This is a genomic window from Oleomonas cavernae, assembly GCF_003590945.1.
In the GTDB taxonomy this organism is placed as follows: domain Bacteria; phylum Pseudomonadota; class Alphaproteobacteria; order Zavarziniales; family Zavarziniaceae; genus Zavarzinia; species Zavarzinia cavernae.
Genome location: NZ_QYUK01000011.1, coordinates 665,747 through 679,580 on the forward strand (window position 1 = coordinate 665,747; position 13,834 = coordinate 679,580).

The following is a 13,834-nucleotide window of genomic DNA, read 5'->3' on the forward strand; positions in this document are numbered from 1 at the left end:
AGGTGAGGTGGTCGCCGGGCAGCGCGCTTTCTCTCCCGGCATCCCTCCTCACCCAACCCTCTCCTCCCAGGAGGAGAGGGCTTTTTCGGCTTCGCTTACGGCAAATCCACCACCTGCCGGATGGCGCGGATAACGGTGGCGCGGGCCTCGGCCGGTGGAACCCCCAGCGCATCGTAGTCGCCGTCGGCGACGGCGTCGCACAGGCGTTCGATGGTCAGCAGGGTGGCGCATTGTTCGGCAAACGTCCGGGCGGCGAATTTCTGGCTGCCCTGGGCCAGGGCCTGAATCTGCGCCTGGCGCGCCGCGGCACGGACGGCACCCACCGCCGGATCCTCCACTGTCAGGCTGCGCAGGGAGCGGCGGAACACCTTGTGTTTCGTGTGGTGGGCGATGATCGCCTCGGCAAAGGCGCGGGCGCTGGTGGCATTGGCCAGTTCGACCGCCTCCTGCTCGACCCAGACGGCATAGACCTCGAGGAAGATCGCCAGCTTGTCCTTGAAGTGGCGGTAGAAGGTCTGCGGCGCGAAACCGGCGCGTTTGGCGATCACATTGCTGTTGGTGCCGTCGAAGCCCTGCTCCTCGAATTCCAGCCGGGCAGCTTCCAGCAGGGCGCGGCGGCCTTCGCCCCTTTTGGCAGGGGTTTCAGTCAGTTGAGCTGCATCTGGCATCGAATCACCCGCTCTGCATTGACAAACCGTGATATCGCGATCACTTTGTGATATACAAATCACATTGAGGCCAGATCAAGATGCTTGCAGCGATCGGGGTTCAGGCGCCTTTCACCATGATCGACAGTGCCGGCACGGCGCTGGCGGTGTCCCGGCGGGGCCGGGGCCAGCCGGTCCTGTGCGTGCATGCGACGGGCCACGGTGGGCGCGATTTTGAGGGCTTTGCCGAGCGCGTGGTGCCCCAGGGTTTTGAGGTGATCGCGGTCGATTGGCCGGGGCAGGGCAGCAGCCCGGCCGATGCCCGGGCGGCCAGCGCCGACCGCTATGCCGATCTGCTGGAAGCGCTGGTGCCGCAACTGTTCCCCGATGGCCGGCGGCCGATCCTGCTGGGCTGTTCGATCGGCGGCGCGGCGGCGATCGTCTTCGCGGCGCGCCGGCCCGATCTGGTCCAGGCCCTGGTCCTGGCCGATCCCGGCGGCCTTGCCCCGCTCGACCGGGTGGCCAGGCTGTTCGTCGGCGCGATGGTTCGCTTCTTCAAGGCCGGGACAAGGGGACGCTGGTGGTTCCCCAGGGCCTTCGCCGCCTATTACCGCACGGTCCTGCCGGCACCGGCAGCGGCCGGGCAGCGCGCCCGTATCGTCGCGGCAGGCCCGCAGACGGCACCCGTGCTGGCCCAGGCCTGGCAGAGTTTCGGCGAGGCCGGGGCCGATATCCGCGGCCTGCTGCCCCGCCTGCCGATGCCGGTGTTCTTCGCCTGGGCCAGGCAGGACCGCATCGTCGCCTGGGGCCGCAGCCGCGCCGCCGTGGAAAGCGTGAAACACGCCCAGGTCCAGCACTTCACCGGCGGTCACGCTGCCTTCCTGGAAGACCCCGACGCCTTCGCCGGGGCCTTCGTGGCCTTCGCCAGGGGGACCGAGGCGGCGGCGGTCCAGCCCGCCGCCTGATCAGGCGCGGTAGACGACGGGGAAATCCGGCCCGTCCAGCGGTTCGCCGGTCTTCAAGGTGAGATGGCGGAACGGGGGCGAACCCTTGCCGCCGCGATCGACGAAGACGGCGTCGTCGCCCACCCAGCGAGCGGAAAACACGCGCCGCCGCGTGCCCGCGGCGTTGCCGGCCGCGCCGTGAGCGGTGCCAAAATTGAAGGCGACAGCGTCGCCCGGTGCCACGTCCCAGGCCAGGATGTCGAAGGCGCTGCGGTCGGCGTCGATGTCGGGCATGGGGGTGGACGGATCGCCCTGGTAGAGCTCGGTCCCGTCAAAGCGCATCGGCTTGTAGTTGCGGCCCCACAGGTGCGAACCGCCGACGCATTGCAGGCTGTTTGCCTGCGCCACCGGGTCCAGCGGAATCCACAGGCTGACCGTCTGGGTCCCGCCGACGCAGTAATAGGGCAGGTCCTGGTGCCAGGGGGTGACGATGGAGGTGCCCGGTTCCTTGACCAGGACATGGTCGTGGAAGAAGCGCGCCGCGCGCGACTTCATCAATTGCGCCGCGATCGCCGCTGCCGGCGACTGTTCGACGAAGGCGCGGAATTCATCGATGCGCTGCCAGTTGCACAGGTCCTGGAAGAAGGGGGCGGTGCCGTCCTTCGGCGTATAGGAGCGCTCCAGCGGGCTGGGATCGGCCATCAGCCGGGCGGTGCCGCCGCGCAGGGGCTCGACCCAATCCTTGAAGGCGCCGCGCAGCACGGTGGCGCCCTGGGTCGCGAACTGTTCAACTTCAGCGGTTCCGACGAGCGTCATGGCGATCTCCTTGGCTCTTGCGCTGACGGGTTAAAACATGTCTATACATGTCATGTCAACTCACGGTGAGCGGCGCGATGCCTGAACCCCTACCGCAGTACCAGCGCCTCAAGGCCTATATCACCGAGGCGATCTTGGCGGGTGAACTCAAGCCCGGCCAGCGCATCCCCTCGGAACTCGACCTGGTGAAGCGCTTCGAGGTTTCGCGCATGACCGCGACCCGGGCGCTGAAGGAGTTGGAGCAGGACGGCGTGATCAGCCGGATGCAGGGCGTGGGGTCCTTCGTCTCGGTCAAGAAGACGGAATCGGCCCTGTTCGAGATCAACAATATTTCCGACTCCGTGCGCCGGGGCGGCCAGGCCTATTTCTGCCAGGTGATCTCGCTGGGGCTGGGCAGCGATCCGGCAATCCAGGACATGATGGGCCTGCCCCGCCACCAGCCCTATGCCCGCTCGGGCCTGCTGCACCATGCCGACGGCGTGCCGGTGCAGTTCGAGGATCGCTATGCCAATCTGGCCTTCGCGCCCGACTACCTGGCCCAGGATTTCACCAAGGTGACACCCTACGACCACTTGATGTCGCTGGGTCCGCTGCAGGCGGCCGAACAGGTGTTCGAGGCCGCGCGCCCCGATGCCGAGATGGCCCGCCTCTTGCGCGTGAAAGTATCGGAACCCTGCATCCTGCTGCGCCGGCGCACCTGGTCCTTGAACCTGGTCGCCTCGGTCGCTCTGATCACCGCACCCAGCAGCCGCTACCGCTTCGGCGGCACCTCCGGCACCCCGCCCGATTGGGCGGCAGTATTGCCGCGGTTGTAATCGGGTAAGCCCCTGGCGAGAAAATACCGGAGCGCCCTGGGACGCTCCGGTAGCGGGCTGGAACCTGATGGTTACTTCGCGGTCGCGGCCTGCTCGATGAGGGCGGCGACGGCTTCCGGCCTGGAGACGTAGACGGCGTGGCTGCCGGCCGTTTCCACCGTGGTCGCGCCGGCGCGCGCAGCCATCATCCGCTGGGCAGGCGGCGGGATCATGTGGTCGTCCGCCGCGACCAGATAGTAGCTCGGCTTGCTCTTCCAGGCCGGGGCGGTCACGGCGCCGGTCAGCGCCGCGACACCCCACGGCACCTGCGAGTCGGCCATGAATGACGCGGTGTCGGCATCGACATCCGCCGCGAAGGCCTCCGCGAATTTGGCCTTGTCCAGGAACAGGAAGCCATCCACGGGCGGCAGGATCGGGGGCACAGGGGCGCCGGCAGGCGGATTGGCGATCAGCGAGGAAACGGATTCGCCCTTGTCGGGTGCGAAGGCCGCGATGTAGACGACCGCCTTCACCTTCTCATCCGTGCCGGCCTCGCTGACGACGACGCCGCCATAGGAATGGCCGACAAGAACGACGGGGCCATCCTGCTGGGCGATCGCCCGCCTGGTGACGGCGACATCGTCGGCCAGCGAGGTGGTCGGGTTCTGCACGATGCTGACGTTGTAGCCGTCCTTCTTCAGGATCTCGTAGACGCCCTGCCAGCCGGAGCCATCGACGAAGCCGCCGTGGACCAGGACGATGTTCTTGGCACCGGCCGGCGCCGCGTGAGCGGGGGTGAGGGGGTAGCCATTTGCGTTTCTCCAGTTTATTAATCGCGACGATAATTATCGCGATAAACAAACTGGTACAGCGAGGCGGCGGCCTTGTAAAGCGGTTTATTTATCGCGATATTATTTTTTGTGGTAATTGATGTGGCATGCTTGAACGATGGAGACGACGATGGTCGACGCCCCCCCGCTTCCCCTCGACAGCCAACTCTGCTTTTCGATCTACTCGGCGTCGATCGCCATTCACCGCGTCTACAAGCCGATGCTGGATGAGCTGGGCGTTACCTACACGCAGTACCTTGTCTTGAGTACCCTGTGGGAAAAGGACGGCCTGACGATCACGGCGATCGCCGACAGGCTGGCGCTCGAGCCCAGCACGATAACGCCGGCCGTGAAGCGGCTGGAAAGTGCCGGATTCCTAACCCGCCAACGTAGCGCCGCTGATGAACGTCAGGTCCAGGTCTACCTGAGCCCGAAGGGAGCCGACCTTCATGCCAAGACGGGTTGCCTGACGGCTACGCTCCTGCGTCGTTCCGGTTTCACGGTGCCTGAGATGATCGATCTCAATCGCAAGGTGCAGGCGCTACGCGACGGTATGATCGGGCCCGGGTAGCGATGCGTGGTTACGCAGCGAGCAGGCTTTTCAGCACCCCGCGATAGCGTTTCTCCACCGCCTCGCGGGCGACATGGCGGCCGTCCTTCACTTTGTGACGCCCGGCAGCCCAGACGTCGCTGACCAGGCGGTCGTCGCCGGCGAAGATCCAGCCGTCCAGGATCCGGTCGCCCTGGCGGCCATCGAGGGCGAGTGCCGTCATATCCAGCGTGACCATGTCGGCATAGGCGCCGACCTTGAGCGCGCCGCTGTCGCGGCCGAGCGCCCGGGCGCCGCCTTTCAGGGATGCCTCGTACAAGGCGCGGCCGGTCGACTGGCCCTCGGTGAAGACGACATTGCGAGCCTGGTGGCCCAGGCGCTGGCCGTATTCGAGCAGGCGCAATTCCTCGGCCAGGGCGATGCGGACATTGGAATCGGATCCCACGCCGATATGGCCGCCGTCGCCCAGAAACGCCTCGACCGGGAACAGGCCGTCGCCCAGGTTCGCCTCGGTGATCAGGCACAGGCCGGCGACGCCGCCCGAGCGGGCGAGGCGCGTGGTCTCGTCTGCCGTCATATGGGTGGCATGGACCAGGCACCAGCGCTCGTCCACGGGCAGGTTGTCGAGGGCCCAGGCCACTGGCCGGGCACCCAGCCAAGCCTCGATGTCGCGCACTTCCTGCTGCTGCTCGGCGATATGGATGTGGATCGGCCGGCCGGGGAAGTGGGCGACCGTCGCCTTCAGCAGGCCGGGCGAGGTGGCGCGCAGGGAATGGGGTGCGATCCCCAGGCGGCAATCGGCAGGCAGGGCGGCGATGACCCGGTCGGCCGCGGCCATCAGCGCCTGGTAGCGTTCGCCATCACAGCCAAACCGCGCCTGGGCACCGCTCAGGGGCTTTTCTCCCGCGCCGCCGAAGGCGTAGAGCACGGGCAGGTGGGTGAGGCCGATGCCGGTCTCGCTGGCGGCGGCGGCAACCCGGGCCGACATTTCGGCGATATCGTCATAGGCGCCGCCACCCGGCCGGTGGTGCAGGTAATGGAATTCGGCGACGGCGGCATAGCCCGCCTCCATCATCTCGACCTGGACCAGGGCGGCGATCGCCTCGACCTGGTCGGGGGTGAGGGCACCGACGAAGCGATACATCAGTTCGCGCCAGGTCCAGAAGCTGTCACGCTGCTGGCCGCGATATTCGGTGAGGCCGGCCATGGCGCGCTGGAAGGCATGACTATGCAAATTGGCGAGCGCGGGGAGGAGGGTTTTCCCGGTCAGCACCTGGTCGCCGGCCCGGGGTGTCGCATCGGTCTCGATCGAGGCAATCCGCCCGTCTGCGGCCACGGTGAGGCGCACCCGGTCGGCCCAGCCGTGGGCCAGCAGGGCCTGCTCGACAAAAACCGATTCCATCATCACGCTCCTTATTGACTAGACAATAATGTTCCAGTTAAAGTCCAAATCAAGCGATTTCTAGAGGGTTCGCCGTGACGCAAGCCTCTTTTGTATTCATGAAAGCGAAACTCGCGACCATGGCCGCGGGCAGCGGCTATGGCCTGGTCGCCGACGGCGCCCTGGCGGTGGCCGACGGCCGCATCCGCTGGGTCGGCGCCGCTGCCGACCTGCCGGCGCAGTATGCCTCATGGCCGCGCGTCGATCTCGGGGGCCGTCTGGTCACCCCGGCACTTGTCGATTGTCACACCCATCTGGTTCACGGCGGCAGCCGGGCGCGCGAATTCGAACTGCGCCTGGAAGGCGCCACTTACCAGGAAATCGCCGCTGCCGGCGGCGGCATCGTCTCCACCGTCAAGGCGACGCGCCTGGCCAGCGAGGACGAGTTGGTGGCGAGTGCGCTGCTGCGCCTCGACGCCCTGCTGGCCGAAGGCGCCGGCACGGTCGAGGTGAAGTCGGGCTATGGCCTCGACACCCAGAACGAGGCCAAGATGCTGCGCGCCGCCCGCCGCCTGGCCCAGGCCCGCAAAGTCCGCATCCGCACCACGTTCCTGGGCGCCCATGCCCTGCCGCCCGAATTCGCCGGGCGCCCCGATGATTACATCGATTACCTGTGTACCGACGCGCTGCCCGCCGCCCAGCGCGCCGGCCTGGTCGACGCGGTGGACGCCTTCTGCGAGGGCATCGCCTTCTCGACCGCGCAGGTCGCCAAGGTCTTCACCGCCGCCCGGGAACTGGGCCTGCCGGTGAAGCTGCATGCCGAGCAATTGTCGAACCTGGGCGGTTCCGCCCTGGCCGCCTCGTTCGGCGCCCTGTCGACCGATCACCTGGAATATCTCGACGAGGCCGGCATTGCCGCCATGGCCAAGGCCGGCACGGTGGCCGTGCTGCTGCCCGGCGCCTTCTATTTCCTGCGCGAGACTAAGTATCCGCCCCTGGAGGGCTTGCGGGCGGCCGGCGTGGCCATCGCGCTGGCGACCGACTGCAACCCCGGCACCTCGCCGCTGACCTCGCTGCTGCTGACCCTGAACATGGCCTGCACCCTCTTCCGCATGACGCCGGTCGAGGCGCTGGCCGGTGTGACCCTGAACGGCGCCAAGGCGCTGGGCCTGGGCCACGACCTGGGCAGCCTGGAAGCCGGCAAGCTGGCCGACCTCGCGGTCTGGGATGTCCAGGACCCGGCCGAGCTTTGCTACCGTATGGGGCTGAACCCGCTCCACGCCCGCTATTTCGAGGGGGAGGTGGTATGAGGCTGACCTTCCCTACCGCCGTCATCCCGGCGAAGGCCGGGATCCACTGTTGTGGAAGTACGGGTCGGGCCGGGCTTGCCCCCACCGTGGATCCCCGCCTTCGCGGGGATGACGAAAAGGCCAACGTGCCATGACCCCCTTCGCGCTGATCGAGGGCGACAGCCCGGTCATCCTCGGCATGCCCCACGGCGGCAGCTTCGTGCCCGACGATGTGCGGGGGCAGCTCAACGATGTGGGCCGCGGCCTGACCGATACCGACTGGCACATCGATCGTCTCTATGACGGCCTGCTGCCCGGCGCCACCGTGGTGCGGGCGACGTTTCATCGCTACGTGATCGACGCCAACCGCGATCCCAGCGGCGCCTCGCTCTATCCCGGCCAGAATACCACCGGCCTGGTGCCCGAAACCGATTTCGACGGCCGGCCGCTGTGGACCGTGGCACCCGACGCAGCCGAGATCGAACGCCGGCGCCTGGCCTTCCACGCGCCCTATCATGCCGCGGTGGAAACGCAGATCGCCCGCCTGCGCGCCAGGCACAAGTCGGTGATCTTCTTCGATTGCCACTCGATCCGCTCGCACATCCCCTTCCTGTTCGAGGGGGCGCTGCCGGTGTTCAACATCGGCACCAACAACGGTGCCACCTGTGCCCCGGCGGTACAGGACGCGGTGTGTGAGGTGGTGGCGGCGGCGGACGGTTATAGCCACGTGGTCAACGGCCGCTTCCGCGGCGGCTGGAGCACGCGGCACTACGGCCGGCCGGAACAGGGCGTCCATGCCATCCAGCTCGAGCTGGCCCAGCGTGCCTACATGGCGGAGAGCCCGCCCTGGACCTATGACGAGACCAAGGCGCAACAGCTTCGCCAAACCCTTCGCCGCATTCTGGGCCGCCTCGTCGAGGTCGCCCCGACCCTCAATCCCTAAGGAGCCGCCCATGAGCAATCCCCGCCTGAACCAGCGCGTCATCCAATCGCCGCGCGGTACGGAACTGAACGCCAAGTCGTGGCTGACCGAGGCCCCCTTGCGCATGCTGATGAACAACCTGGACCCGGAAGTGGCCGAGAACCCCAACGAGCTGGTGGTCTATGGCGGCATCGGCCGGGCGGCGCGCACCTGGGGCGATTTCGACCGTATCGTCGCCACGCTGAAAGACCTCGAGGCCAATGAGACCTTGCTGGTCCAGTCGGGCAAGCCGGTGGCGGTGTTCCGCACCCATGCCGATGCGCCGCGCGTGCTGATCGCCAATTCCAACCTGGTGCCGCACTGGGCCAATTGGGATCACTTCAACGAACTCGATCGCAAGGGCCTGATGATGTACGGCCAGATGACGGCCGGCTCGTGGATCTATATCGGGACCCAGGGCATCGTCCAGGGCACCTACGAGACCTTCGTCGAGGCCGGCCGCCAGCATTACGACGGCAAGCTGGCGGGCAAGTGGATCCTGACCGGCGGCCTGGGCGGCATGGGCGGCGCCCAGCCGCTGGCCGCGACCATGGCCGGTGCCTCGTGCATCGCCGTCGAATGCAACCCGGACTCGATCGATTTCCGCCTGCGCACCCGCTACCTCGACGCCAAGGCCAGTTCGATCGACGAGGCGCTGGCCATCGTCAACAAGGCCCACGCCGAGGGCAAGGCGATCTCGGTCGGCCTGCTGGGCAATGCGGCCGACGTGTTCCCCGAAATGGTCAAGCGCGGCATCCGCCCCGACATGGTGACCGATCAGACCTCGGCCCACGACCCGGTGAACGGCTACCTGCCCCTGGGCTGGACCATGGCGCAGTGGCGCGAGAAGCGCGAGAGCGATCCCAAGGCAGTGGAAGTCGCGGCGCGCGCCTCGATGAAGGTCCACGTCCAGGCCATGCTGGACTTCTGGAACATGGGCATTCCCACGCTGGACTACGGCAACAACATCCGCCAGGTCGCCTTCGACCAGGGCCTGGAGAACGCCTTCGATTTCCCCGGCTTCGTGCCGGCCTATATCCGTCCGCTGTTCTGCCGCGGCATCGGCCCGTTCCGCTGGGCAGCGCTCAGCGGCGACCCGGAAGACATCTACAAGACCGACCAGAAGGTGAAGGAGCTGATCCCCGACGATGCCCACCTGCACAACTGGCTGGACATGGCGCGCGAGCGCATCGCCTTCCAGGGCCTGCCGGCGCGCATCTGCTGGGTGGGCCTGGGCCTGCGCGACAAGCTGGGCCTGGCCTTCAACGAGATGGTGCGCAATGGCGAGCTGAAGGCGCCGATCGTGATCGGCCGCGACCACCTGGATTCAGGCTCGGTCGCCAGCCCCAACCGCGAGACCGAGTCCATGAAGGACGGCTCCGATGCCGTTTCCGACTGGCCGCTGTTGAACGCGCTGCTCAACTGTGCCTCGGGCGCCACCTGGGTCTCGCTGCATCACGGCGGCGGCGTCGGCATGGGCTTCAGCCAGCATTCGGGCATGGTCATCTGCTGCGACGGCACCAAGGAGGCCGACGAGCGCATCGCCCGCGTGCTGTGGAACGACCCGGCGACGGGCGTGATGCGTCACGCCGATGCGGGCTATGATATCGCCCTCGATTGTGCGAAGGAGAACGGTCTGCGGCTGCCCGGCATCCTGGGCAACTGACAGAGCACAATTCGTCATCCCGGACATGATCCGGGATGACGGTTTTTGGGCGATGGAGGTGAAGGCGGTGATCATCCTGCGGCGCGCCGAAAGCCACACCGTGATGTCCTGGGCCAATGGCGGGGGCAGGACGGCGGAAATCGTCGTCTACCCGCCGCAGGCCAGCGTCGCCGCGCGCGACTTCCTGTGGCGCATCAGCATGGCCGATGTCGCCACCGATGGCCCGTTCTCGGCCCTGCCCGGGTTCGACCGTAACCTCACCCTGATCGCCGGCAAGGGCATGACGCTCGACGCCGGCGAACACGGCACCATGACGGTCGCACAACCCTTCGAGCAGGCGGTCTTTCCCGGTGACTGGAAGATCGACGCCCGCCTGCACGACGGCCCGATCGAAGACCTCAACGTCATGACCAGGCGCGGTGCCGCGAGCGCCAGCGTCGACATCATCCTGGTTACCGGCCGGCACTACCTGCGCCAGCGCGATGCCGCCATGGTGGTGGTCGTGCTGGACGGCCGCGTCTCCGCCGATGCCCGCCACGAGGGCGGCGAGAACTTCGACCTGATCCGCCGCGATGCCCTGTTGATCGCGCCCGGCGTGTGTGGCGACCTGACCCTCGAGGGCGCCCCACAAGGCACCGTCGCGATCATTACCTTGCGGGACTTGGGCGCCGAAAAGCCGGCTATGTCTTAACAATAACCGCTGCTGGGCAAGCCTCGCAAAGGTCGCGGATTCTGACGTATATCGGCCGCAATGGCTGCCGATTGGGCAAGTAGTGGCCAAAAAAACGGCAAAGCCGCCGAGCCGTCGAATGCCTTGCCGATGATTTGTTCAAAGCCATCTCTTTTTGTATTTACAAATCGTCGAAATCTGTGACGATTTCGCCATGGTCGAAGACCGGGGCGATCGACAAGGAGGCTGACATGGCATTGGATCTTGGTATCGGGCGGCGGGAGTTTCTGATCGGCTCGGCCGCGGCGGCCGGCATGATCGGGCTGATGCCCCGCAGCCTGCGCGCGGCGACCCCTAAGAAGGGCGGCAACTTCCGCATCGGCGTAGGCGATTTCGCGGTGACCGACACGCTCGATCCGGCGCTGTACGAGACCTACTTCCAGCTCTTCCTGTTCCGCCAGTTGCGCAACAACCTGATCGAATTCGGCCCCGGCGGCGTGCTGGTGCCGGAACTGGCCGAGAGCTGGGAAGGCTCGGCCGATGCCAAGACCTGGGTCTTCAAGCTGCGCTCGGGCGTCACCTTCCACGACGGCCGGCCCTTCACGGCCGAGGATGCGGCCTATTCCCTGAACCGCCACCGCATCGAAGGCACGACCTCGTCGGCGGCGCCGATCCTCAAGCCGGTGTCCGACATCAAGGCGACGGGCAAGTACGAACTGACCGTGAGCCTGAGCGAGGGCAACGTCGGCTTCCCCGACATCATGACCCTCGAGACCTTAGGGATGGTGCCGAACGGCGAAACCGATTTCGCCAAGGGCATCGGCACCGGCGGCTACATGCTGGTGAGCTTCGAGCCCGGTGTTAAGTCGGTGGTGAAGCGCAATCCCAACTACTGGAAGGCCGACCGCGCCCATTTCGACTCGGTCGAGATGATCGCCATCAAGGACGCCGCCGCCCGCACCAGCGCGCTGGTCTCCGGCAGCATCGACGCCTGTAATTTCGTCGATCTCAAGACCGCCGGCCTCCTGAAGCGCAAGCCCGAGATCGAATTGCTCAGCGTCGCGGGCAAGGCCCACTATACCTTCCCGATGCTGATGGACGCCGACCCGTTCAAGAACAACGATGTCCGCACTGCGATGAAATACGCGGTCAACCGCGAGGAAATGGTCAAGGTCATCGCCGGCGGCTTTGCCTCGGTCGGCAACGACCAGCCGATCACCTCGAGCTACAAGTTCCACAACCCGGACCTCAAGCCCAAGGCCTATGACCCGGACAAGGCCAAGTTCCACCTGAAGCAGGCGGGCCTGGACAAGCTCTCGGTCGAGCTCTTCGTCTCCGAGACGCCGTTCGCCGGCGCGACCGACGCGGCCGTGCTCTACCGCGAGCATGCCGCCAAGGCCGGCATCGACATCAAGGTGACCAAGACGCCGGAAGACGGCTACTGGAACGACATCTGGTTCAAGAAGCCGTTCTGCGCCGCCCGCTGGTCGGGCCGCGCCAACGAGGATGCCATGCTGGCGCTCGCCTATTCGACCGACGGCATCGCGGCGGGCTGGAACGAGACCCACATGAGCGACCCCAAGCTGGACCAGATGCTGGTGGCCGCCCGGATCGAGTTCGACGAGGCCAAGCGCCGCCAGATCTATTACGACATTCAGGCCCTGATCAGCGAGACCGGCGGCGCCGTCTGCCCGGTGGTGGCGAACTTCGTCGATGCCTGCACCACCAAGGTCGGCCACGGCGAACTCGCCTCCGACTTCTCGATGGACGGCGGCCGCTTCGCGGAACGCTGGTGGTTCGTCTGATCCAATAGATCAGGCAGGGGGAGGCGAAAGCCTCCCCCTGTTGTCTTTGTGGGCATGCGTGCGTAACCGTGGAAGGGTCGAGAAAATGGTTTCTTCCAGCAAGATGGCGCTGGCGCTGCTGGCCCAGGGCAACGGCTTGCATCCGGCGGGCTGGATCAAGACCGGCGGGCGGGCCGACATCGCCAACGACGTCGGCTATTTCGCCGACATGGCCCGACTGGCCGAACAGGGCCGTTTCGATCTGTTCTTCGTTGCCGATACGCCGGCGGCGCGCACCGATAACCTCGATGCGTGGAGCCGCCATCCCATGTACATGAACACCTTCGAGCCGATCGTGCTGCTGACCGCCATGGCGGCCGTGACGAACCATATCGGCCTGGGCGGCACGGCCTCGGCCAGCTTCTACGAACCCTATAACATCGCGCGTCTCTATGCTTCGCTCGACCACGCCAGCGGTGGTCGAGCGGCCTGGAACGTCGTCACCTCCTCCAATGATTACGCAGCGCGCAATTTCGGCCTCCAGGCCCTGCCACCCCATGCCAGGCGCTATGACCGGGCACGGGAATTCGTGCAGGTGGTGAAGGCGCTGTGGGACAGCTATGACGACGATGCCATCATCTGCGACAAGCAGTCGGGCGTCTATTTCGATCCCGCGCGCTTCCATGTCATCGATCACCAGGGTGAGTTCTTCAAGGTGAACGGCGCCCTGAACATCGCCCGCACGCCCCAGGGGCATCCGGTGATCATCCAGGCGGGCTCGTCCAGCGCCGGGCGCGAACTCGCCGCCGAAACCGCCGAGGTGGTGTTCACCTCCGACGACAATCTCGATGCGGCGAAGGCCTTCTACACCGACCTGAAAGGCCGTATGGCCAGGTTCGGCCGTCGCCCCGATCAGTTGAAGATCCTGGCCGGCCTGTCGCCCGTCATCGGCGAAAGCGCGCAGGAAGCCGAAGACAAGTACCAGGCGCTTCAGGAACTGCTCCACCCCGCGGTGGGCCTGACCCGGCTGGCCCAGGATCTCGAGGCCGATCTCTCGGATCTGCCGCTGGACGAGCCCATCCCGCTCGACCGGATTCCAAAATCGGCGAACCTGACCAAGCTTTATTTCGACCAGATCACCCGCCTGATCCGCGAGGAGAACCTGACCCTGCGCCAGCTCTATCAGCGTTACGAGCGCGGCAACAAGGCGATCCGGGGTACGCCCGCGCAGGTGGCCGACCTGATGGAGGAATGGTTCACCGCCGGCGCCTGTGACGGTTACATGCTGATCTTCCCCGTCCTGCCCGACGACATGCGTCCCTTTGTCGAGAAGGTCGTGCCCGAGCTTCAACGCCGCGGCCTGTTCCGCAAGGAATACGAAGGCCGCACCCTGCGCGATCACTTAGGGCTAGACCGCCCCGCCAGCCGCTATGCCACGACGCTGGCGCAGGCGGGTTAACTCCCTCTCCGCCGCTTGCGGGGGAGAGGGAAGGGGCCCATTG

Annotated in this window: 13 protein-coding genes; 9 read left to right on the forward strand and 4 right to left on the reverse strand. The window is 66.4% G+C overall.

What is annotated here, in order from left to right:
* Nucleotides 1-95 precede the first annotated feature (95 nt).
* Nucleotides 96-668, reverse strand: coding sequence for a TetR/AcrR family transcriptional regulator (locus D3874_RS06705; protein ID WP_119777392.1), 573 nt, complete (start codon nt 666-668; stop codon nt 96-98).
* A gap of 80 nt (nt 669-748) precedes the next feature.
* On the opposite strand from D3874_RS06705, the gene D3874_RS06710 reads away from it, so the two are divergent.
* Complete coding sequence (locus D3874_RS06710) at nt 749-1,612, forward strand: alpha/beta fold hydrolase (protein ID WP_119777393.1); 864 nt, start codon at nt 749-751, stop codon at nt 1,610-1,612.
* Here the strand turns inward: D3874_RS06710 and D3874_RS06715 are convergent, their stop codons facing one another.
* Nucleotides 1,613-2,407, reverse strand: a complete 795-nt coding sequence (locus D3874_RS06715) for a phytanoyl-CoA dioxygenase family protein (RefSeq protein ID WP_119777394.1) — start codon at nt 2,405-2,407, stop codon at nt 1,613-1,615.
* Between the two features lie 77 nt (nt 2,408-2,484).
* Here D3874_RS06715 and D3874_RS06720 point away from each other — a divergent pair, with 77 nt between their 5' ends.
* Nucleotides 2,485-3,222 (forward strand): UTRA domain-containing protein, encoded by a 738-nt coding sequence (locus tag D3874_RS06720; RefSeq protein WP_158595870.1) that lies wholly within the window; start codon nt 2,485-2,487, stop codon nt 3,220-3,222.
* 71 nt (nt 3,223-3,293) lie between these two features.
* Here the strand turns inward: D3874_RS06720 and D3874_RS06725 are convergent, their stop codons facing one another.
* Entirely contained in the window at nt 3,294-4,031 is a 738-nt protein-coding gene (locus tag D3874_RS06725; protein ID WP_119777396.1) for an alpha/beta fold hydrolase, read from the reverse strand.
* Nucleotides 4,032-4,161: 130 nt separating this feature from the next.
* Between D3874_RS06725 and D3874_RS06730 the strand changes: the two genes are divergently transcribed.
* On the forward strand, nt 4,162-4,602 hold the full coding sequence (locus tag D3874_RS06730) for a MarR family winged helix-turn-helix transcriptional regulator (protein WP_119782184.1): 441 nt from the start codon (nt 4,162-4,164) through the stop codon (nt 4,600-4,602).
* A 10-nt stretch (nt 4,603-4,612) separates the two neighbouring features.
* Here D3874_RS06730 and D3874_RS06735 read toward each other — a convergent pair whose 3' ends face one another.
* Complete coding sequence (locus tag D3874_RS06735) at nt 4,613-5,983, reverse strand: formimidoylglutamate deiminase (RefSeq protein WP_119782185.1); 1,371 nt, start codon at nt 5,981-5,983, stop codon at nt 4,613-4,615.
* Between the two features lie 98 nt (nt 5,984-6,081).
* On the opposite strand from D3874_RS06735, the gene hutI reads away from it, so the two are divergent.
* From hutI to D3874_RS06765, 6 genes are all read left to right on the forward strand, one after another.
* The gene (gene hutI, locus D3874_RS06740) at nt 6,082-7,272 is read left to right on the forward strand and encodes an imidazolonepropionase (protein WP_456306401.1); all 1,191 of its coding nucleotides are present in this window, start codon (nt 6,082-6,084) and stop codon (nt 7,270-7,272) included.
* A gap of 130 nt (nt 7,273-7,402) precedes the next feature.
* A complete protein-coding gene (gene hutG / locus D3874_RS06745) occupies nt 7,403-8,194 on the forward strand; it encodes an N-formylglutamate deformylase (protein WP_119777398.1) in 792 nt (263 codons plus the stop codon).
* 10 nt (nt 8,195-8,204) lie between these two features.
* Complete coding sequence (hutU, locus tag D3874_RS06750; RefSeq protein ID WP_119777399.1) at nt 8,205-9,878, forward strand: urocanate hydratase; 1,674 nt, start codon at nt 8,205-8,207, stop codon at nt 9,876-9,878.
* A 25-nt stretch (nt 9,879-9,903) separates the two neighbouring features.
* Nucleotides 9,904-10,569: a HutD/Ves family protein gene (locus D3874_RS06755; RefSeq protein WP_158595871.1), complete on the forward strand. Its 666-nt coding sequence runs from the start codon at nt 9,904-9,906 to the stop codon at nt 10,567-10,569.
* Between the two features lie 230 nt (nt 10,570-10,799).
* Nucleotides 10,800-12,353, forward strand: a complete 1,554-nt coding sequence (locus D3874_RS06760) for an ABC transporter substrate-binding protein (protein WP_147385551.1) — start codon at nt 10,800-10,802, stop codon at nt 12,351-12,353.
* 85 nt (nt 12,354-12,438) lie between these two features.
* On the forward strand, nt 12,439-13,791 hold the full coding sequence (locus tag D3874_RS06765; protein ID WP_199698969.1) for an LLM class flavin-dependent oxidoreductase: 1,353 nt from the start codon (nt 12,439-12,441) through the stop codon (nt 13,789-13,791).
* Nucleotides 13,792-13,834: the final 43 nt, after the last annotated feature.

What these genes read in the sequence shown, in the direction of transcription:
- D3874_RS06705 (WP_119777392.1), bottom strand. Translation starts at nt 668, where the DNA reads ATGCCAGATGCAGCTCAACTGACTGAAACCCCTGCCAAAAGGGGCGAA.
- D3874_RS06710 (WP_119777393.1), top strand. Translation starts at nt 749, where the DNA reads ATGCTTGCAGCGATCGGGGTTCAGGCGCCTTTCACCATGATCGACAGT.
- D3874_RS06715 (WP_119777394.1), bottom strand. Translation starts at nt 2,407, where the DNA reads ATGACGCTCGTCGGAACCGCTGAAGTTGAACAGTTCGCGACCCAGGGC.
- D3874_RS06720 (WP_158595870.1), top strand. Translation starts at nt 2,485, where the DNA reads ATGCCTGAACCCCTACCGCAGTACCAGCGCCTCAAGGCCTATATCACC.
- D3874_RS06730 (WP_119782184.1), top strand. Translation starts at nt 4,162, where the DNA reads ATGGTCGACGCCCCCCCGCTTCCCCTCGACAGCCAACTCTGCTTTTCG.
- D3874_RS06735 (WP_119782185.1), bottom strand. Translation starts at nt 5,983, where the DNA reads ATGGAATCGGTTTTTGTCGAGCAGGCCCTGCTGGCCCACGGCTGGGCC.
- hutI (WP_456306401.1), top strand. Translation starts at nt 6,082, where the DNA reads ATGAAAGCGAAACTCGCGACCATGGCCGCGGGCAGCGGCTATGGCCTG.
- hutG (WP_119777398.1), top strand. Translation starts at nt 7,403, where the DNA reads ATGACCCCCTTCGCGCTGATCGAGGGCGACAGCCCGGTCATCCTCGGC.
- hutU (WP_119777399.1), top strand. Translation starts at nt 8,205, where the DNA reads ATGAGCAATCCCCGCCTGAACCAGCGCGTCATCCAATCGCCGCGCGGT.
- D3874_RS06755 (WP_158595871.1), top strand. Translation starts at nt 9,904, where the DNA reads ATGATCCGGGATGACGGTTTTTGGGCGATGGAGGTGAAGGCGGTGATC.
- D3874_RS06760 (WP_147385551.1), top strand. Translation starts at nt 10,800, where the DNA reads ATGGCATTGGATCTTGGTATCGGGCGGCGGGAGTTTCTGATCGGCTCG.
- D3874_RS06765 (WP_199698969.1), top strand. Translation starts at nt 12,439, where the DNA reads ATGGTTTCTTCCAGCAAGATGGCGCTGGCGCTGCTGGCCCAGGGCAAC.